This window comes from bacterium, from assembly GCA_018812485.1.
Lineage (GTDB): Bacteria > JAHJDO01 > JAHJDO01 > JAHJDO01 > JAHJDO01 > JAHJDO01.
This window is the reverse complement of record JAHJDO010000111.1, coordinates 1-5399: the sequence shown is the minus strand read 5'-3', so window position 1 is coordinate 5399 and position 5399 is coordinate 1. Positions and strand designations below refer to the sequence as shown.

7 protein-coding genes are annotated in these 5399 nt (G+C 38.0%); all 7 read right to left on the bottom strand.

The genetic code is table 11. The features are described from left to right. Positions 1–226: 226 nt before the first annotated feature. Positions 227–433, bottom strand: coding sequence for a hypothetical protein (locus KKC91_09185; protein MBU0478725.1), 207 nt, complete (start codon positions 431–433; stop codon positions 227–229). Between the two features lie 308 nt (positions 434–741). Then, the gene (locus KKC91_09180; GenBank protein MBU0478724.1) at positions 742–1497 is read right to left on the bottom strand and encodes an N-acetylmuramoyl-L-alanine amidase; all 756 of its coding nucleotides are present in this window, start codon (positions 1495–1497) and stop codon (positions 742–744) included. Positions 1498–1613: 116 nt separating this feature from the next. Next, positions 1614–1970 carry a hypothetical protein gene (locus KKC91_09175; protein MBU0478723.1) on the bottom strand — a complete coding sequence of 119 codons (357 nt, stop codon included), beginning with the start codon at positions 1968–1970 and terminating at the stop codon, positions 1614–1616. A 51-nt stretch (positions 1971–2021) separates the two neighbouring features. After that, a complete protein-coding gene (locus tag KKC91_09170) occupies positions 2022–2846 on the bottom strand; it encodes a hypothetical protein (protein MBU0478722.1) in 825 nt (274 codons plus the stop codon). A gap of 226 nt (positions 2847–3072) precedes the next feature. Then, on the bottom strand, positions 3073–3417 hold the full coding sequence (locus tag KKC91_09165; protein ID MBU0478721.1) for a hypothetical protein: 345 nt from the start codon (positions 3415–3417) through the stop codon (positions 3073–3075). 99 nt (positions 3418–3516) lie between these two features. After that, positions 3517–4065, bottom strand: a complete 549-nt coding sequence (locus tag KKC91_09160) for a carbonate dehydratase (protein ID MBU0478720.1) — start codon at positions 4063–4065, stop codon at positions 3517–3519. A 3-nt stretch (positions 4066–4068) separates the two neighbouring features. Then, positions 4069–5399: amino acid permease (locus KKC91_09155; protein ID MBU0478719.1), on the bottom strand; the 1331-nt coding region annotated here is incomplete at its 5' end.

Below are 5399 nucleotides of genomic sequence, written 5' to 3'. Positions count from 1 at the left end.
GCCAAGTAAATTTACCTATGGCTCCGTGGTTCGACCGCTACCAAACATGGCAGCCGGGCGTAGGATAAAAAAATTTATACTGCTCCTTAAAATACAAAAACCTTCACAAGAATTTCTCCTATGATGAAGGTTTTACTTTTTTTACGTCTGGAATTTACCCCTTCCAAACTCGGGACTGCTATTTAATTGTAAATAAACTATACCACATATTTTCAATTAATCAAGCTCAGGATGATTTCCTGTCAGAATCAGGCTTAAAACCTATCTGAGGTTTTGGTTTTACCTGCCGAGGCGCCAATAATTTTTTAAGGGCTTCAAACACTACCTTGAACTGAGAATCATATTTCTTTTCCATTTCATTTGTTTTCCACTTAAGACCAGCATAGGTTAACCCTGTTCTTCTTAATAGAACATAACCCCAAATATCAAGCAAAAAATGCCGACTGGCGGTTATTTTTTGCTTGATGCCGCAAAGACTTTTGCGGCGCAAGAAAATTGGCAAATTAGAGATAAAGTTATAGCAAGAATTTGTCCAATTTGTCCGCTATTCTGCAGAGATAACTTTCATAACTCTTTAAGAGATAAAAGCTTACAGGATGTCCATCCCGGAAAGGTGGACATAGTAGGGTTGTTCGCATCTTCTTACCCTTAAAAACCGGCTATATTTTTTGCACCAGTCGGTCTCTAGTCACTAGATTAAAATCAGTGTCGTCAGATCGAAAATCTGATGTCCTGTGGAAATTACTGTCTTGCAATGTTTCTAAAATCCGTTAACAGCTTATAAAAAGGAAAGTTATTGCCAGGGCATTCGGTAATCTTGCCCTCTATATCCTTATGTTTTCGTATATTGCCCAAAGGAATGTTGTATTGTTTCTGCAAAACATTAATTAATTTGACTAACGAATCAAACTGGGCGTTACTCACTTCCTGTACATTAAAGTTCCCGACTAAACAAATCTGAATATCAAGCGGCCTGTTTGCCTCTTTCTGTTCATTCCAGCGCCAACCTACTTCAATTTCTCCGTCTCCGGAAAGCGTACCATTGCCGATGACAAAATGATAAAAAAGTCCGCCCATTTGGCGGATACGGTGATCTCGGTCGAAACATTCAGCATTACCTTCAATCGTTGCGCTGTGATGTAAAGTAATATAGCTCCATCTGGAAAATTGGTGCTTAGGCCCCACAAGCTTTTCTACCCTCTCCTGCGTAATTGGTCTATAAATCTCTATCGGAAAAGGCAATTTTGCTCCAGGGATAAATAACTGCTGACTTACGCTGATTTGGGTTGAGTCAGTGATTCTATTTGCCTGCACAATCTCTTGAATGTCTACATTGTAAGTTTTAGCGATTCTATAAAGGGTCTCGCCACTTCCGACAATATGGTATATGCCTTGAGGAAATTCAATATGTGGCTGGTGAGAGACAGTTGCACAGCCTGCTGCAAAAAAAATCAAAAACAATGCTATAATATTTTTTTTAAAAGTGGATTTTTTCATTTCTTTCTACTTCAAAACAGCAGCTACACACGTTACATTCATAGACTGATATTTCATAATACTGCTCAACAAAATCCTCCCATGGCTAATGTGCCCATGACGGGATGATTTTACCCTTAATTCGATTCCTCGTCAGGCAAAATATTTTTCTCTCTTGTTTTCAGAAAAGCTTGCAACCTGTCAACAATCGGTTTTATTTCATCCCAGGTTTTCTTAGGGACATACCGCTCAAGTGTTTCAAGCTGCACCTTGCTTTCCAATTCTGTAATGTCTTGTTCGATTTCAGCTAAAAGCCGCTCTTTTCCATTGTAAGCCCGGTTCACGCGCATCAATTCCTTCTCTAGATAATCACTCTTTTTTTCATTGAATGCAGTGTTCTTACTTACTCTTAGAAGTTCTTTTTGCAAAGAATAAACCCTGAATCCTAAAACAATCGCTAACATAGCCAAAAATATAATAAGCGCTGACTTCACAATAATTTCATTCCTTACTTAAATACTACTTTTGCGTATGGCCTTTTTTATTTAATTTCGCTTATCTTTAAGATATGAGTCAATTCTTCGCTGCCATCCGGGCAACCATTTTTTCTCATTACGTTCTGGTGGCGAATTATTAACACGTTCCTCCAGGATTTTCTTTGCCGCGACGGAAAACTCTCTAAGCGGTTCCGATTCATTGTCTGCTTCTTTCATTTCAGATAAAACCTGCAGTAACCCCCAGCCTTTGCCCTGGTAGCTTTCATATGATGTTACTCCTAACCCCTTAAAATTGACGTAATCTGCCAAAGCATAAACCCCTGAAAGTGTAGAAGCGACGCGGTTAAATTGCAAATCTATCTTCCCGTGGTTTTTCCCCGGAGTATTCTTTAGCATTAGCGGTAAGGCATCTTCCAAGCGCTTCACAATAAAAGCAGCTTGCAGTAATTTTGTTTCAGTTAGAAACTCTCTTAATTCCAGCAAGCGATGGTCTTTTTGATTGCCTAAGAAATCCTCACGTGAATTCCAAGGGCAAAATGAGGATAAATTCGTATCCAGCCAGGTAGGTATTTTTTCTCCCGATACCTTGGCATAATTTAAGAACTCCGGGAAACTTTCCTCGAAAGAGCCTTTTTTGCCCCTAGGGTACCAAATAAAATGACCAATACCAAGAGAAAGAAAATCTTCACCTTCATTCCATTTAATTAAGAATTCATCCCTTGAGGCACATTCATTCTCAAAGACCCTTTCGCTAATCCAGCGGATTTCCTGCGTAGAAAGCTGAATCGCTTGCGCTCTCACTATTCCGGAAAGGCTTAAAACAAGTAAAATAAGAAGCACTGCACTGCATTGGATGAAAATTGCCTTTTTCATTTATGTTCGGTTCCTTTACCTCTCCGTGCAAATATTAGTTATAATATCTCATCTGAACTAAGAAGCTATTAACAGCATTATATAATAGTTTAAACCTACACTTATAGTAAAATTTTATGGGTATATTGTTAAAGAATATGTCGGTAAATTATAAAATAAAGAATGTTAAAGATAAGATTAAGAGAATAGATTGTGCACAGGTAGATATCAGCCGTAGAAAATATTTTCATTTTTCTTTTCCACCCCGGTTGATTAATTCTTCTATTACAGGTTTAGGCAAACTCCAACCAATCATCTTGGGACGACCAAGACTATCAAATTCTCTTATGTTTATGTATTTATCGGTAGGCATGCTAAACTCGCAAATTTTTGTCTTTTCTTTTATAGGGAACTCTCTGCCTTTACTCTGTGTTAATCTCTTCCGCCAGAAAATCAGTTCTTCCGCAACTGCCCTTGGCATTTTCCAAGAGCGATAACGTTCGTCCTTACAATCATCAAAATAGCGCACTTCTAAAATTCCATCTGAAGAATTTATAAGTTCAACTTTATAATTATCCTGCTTATCCGGCATGTTATTATCCTCCCAATTTGTTTTTCTTATTTTTCCTACCAGCCTCCTGAGCTATTTCTTCCTTATAGGATTTGCTCATCATTTGCATGGGGACACCTATCACTGTTCACTCCCTCCATGTTTATACCCTTTGACTAAATTCAGATTGGTCTTGATAACCTTTTCCATAAATGCTTTATCTCTTTCATCTGCGAGCCTCAACTCCCTGACATTATCTTTACAGTTAACTAATTGGCCTGATTCAACCACTCTGCCAGAGAAAACATTTACCTTCTCTATCACTGCTAAGTGTTTTATGAGGCTCTTTTCTCCAATTTCAGATTCAAAAACCACTGAGCCAAAACCAATAAAACAGTTTTTGCCAATCGTGCACGGCCCATGAATTATACAGCCGTGCGCTAAAGAGGTGTTTTCTTCTATCAATACGGAGGTGTTTTCTAAAGCATGGATTATTACCCTGTCCTGAACATTGCAGTTATCTTTAACAATTATCGAACTGTCAGGTTCATCGGCTCTGATAACTGCAGTCGGGCCAACAAAAACATTCCTGCCTATGTTTACCTTGCCAATTATTACTGCTGTAGGATCAATGTAAGCGCTTTTATCTATCTGCGGATAATCTCCCTGAGGGTTTCGCATCTTGAGCATTTTTTAACCTCTTTTTCTTTCAGCCAAAAGAATAACATGCTTCAATTCCTCCTCGCCTTGCGCCTCAAGCCATTTCTTTTCAAAGTCGTGGCTTTGGACGATTATAGCAATGGCTGCTAAAATTTTCAGATGCAAAACACGCTCGCCGGAAGAGCCTACGAGGACAAATGCAATATGAACTAATTGATCCTCTGGAAAAATAATTCCTGCTTGCGCCCGAACCAGAACTAACTTGTCAACATTCCTGTCTTTAACAAAAATATGAGGAATGGCTAATCCTTTTGCTATCACTGTGCTTGATTCTTTTTCCCTCTCTATAAACTTACTGAATAACTCTTCGGATTTCAAGTTTAGGTCTTTACTTAAAACGTTCGAGACCTCATTAAAAAAATCTTCCATCTTTAAAGGTGTCTCAATATCTAAAACCATACTTTCCTCAACAAGTTTATAGAACTTCTGTTCTATAATACCCTCACGCTGAATAACAATATCTTTAAGCTCTGTAAGAAGATTATCAGAGGTTAATTCTTTATCCTTAACTGTCAGCCTTTCCAAAACATAAATCAAGGCAGAATCCTGTGCCGCTCTTTTTTGAGAATAGGCTTTATACCAGATAAATCCCAATAGAAGAAAAATTACTGTCAGGAAAATAATAAATGTTCCCATTTCAACTAGAAGAAAGCCTCCTCCCAATATTCCTAGGATCTGCAGATAGGGATAAAAAGGAGAATGGAATCTTGGCCTATAGCTTAAGATTTTGCTTTCTCTAAATAAAATTACCGTTAGATTAGCTAAGATATAAAGTAAAATCAATATGCTTGAGGCAACTTTAACCAACAATTCTAACTTGAAAAACAAAATAGCCAGAATCATAAAAGCGCCTGTAAAGAAAATGGCAATATAAGGAGTTTTGAATTTGGAACTTATTTTTTGAAAAACACCGGGTAAAAGTTTATCCCTGCTCATACCCAAAGGGTATCTTGAGGCAGTCATAATCCCTGCGTTAGCAGTAGAAATAAAAGCTAAAAACGCGCCTATACTTATTATAATTCTCCAAACATCGCCTCCAAAAACTCCTGCCCCATCCGAGATTGGAGTAAGAGTCCCCTTTAGGTTCTCGGGACTTAAAACTCCTATGGTTACAAAGATAACCAAAGCATAAAAAACAGAAGTTACGATAAGAGAAAGAATCATGCCTAGGGGTAAGTTTTTGCCTGGATTTTTTGTCTCTTCAGCCAAAGCAGCCACTTTAGTTAAGCCGCCGTAAGAGATAAAAACAAAACTTGCTGTGGCAAACACAGGACCAAATCCTTTAGAAAAAAATGGCGAGAAAT

Excerpts from the sequence above, each read along its gene's own strand:
- KKC91_09160 (MBU0478720.1), bottom strand. The coding sequence starts at position 4,065 with ATGCTCAAGATGCGAAACCCTCAGGGAGATTATCCGCAGATAGATAAA.
- KKC91_09180 (MBU0478724.1), bottom strand. The coding sequence starts at position 1,497 with ATGAAAAAATCCACTTTTAAAAAAAATATTATAGCATTGTTTTTGATT.
- KKC91_09170 (MBU0478722.1), bottom strand. The coding sequence starts at position 2,846 with ATGAAAAAGGCAATTTTCATCCAATGCAGTGCAGTGCTTCTTATTTTA.
- KKC91_09165 (MBU0478721.1), bottom strand. The coding sequence starts at position 3,417 with ATGCCGGATAAGCAGGATAATTATAAAGTTGAACTTATAAATTCTTCA.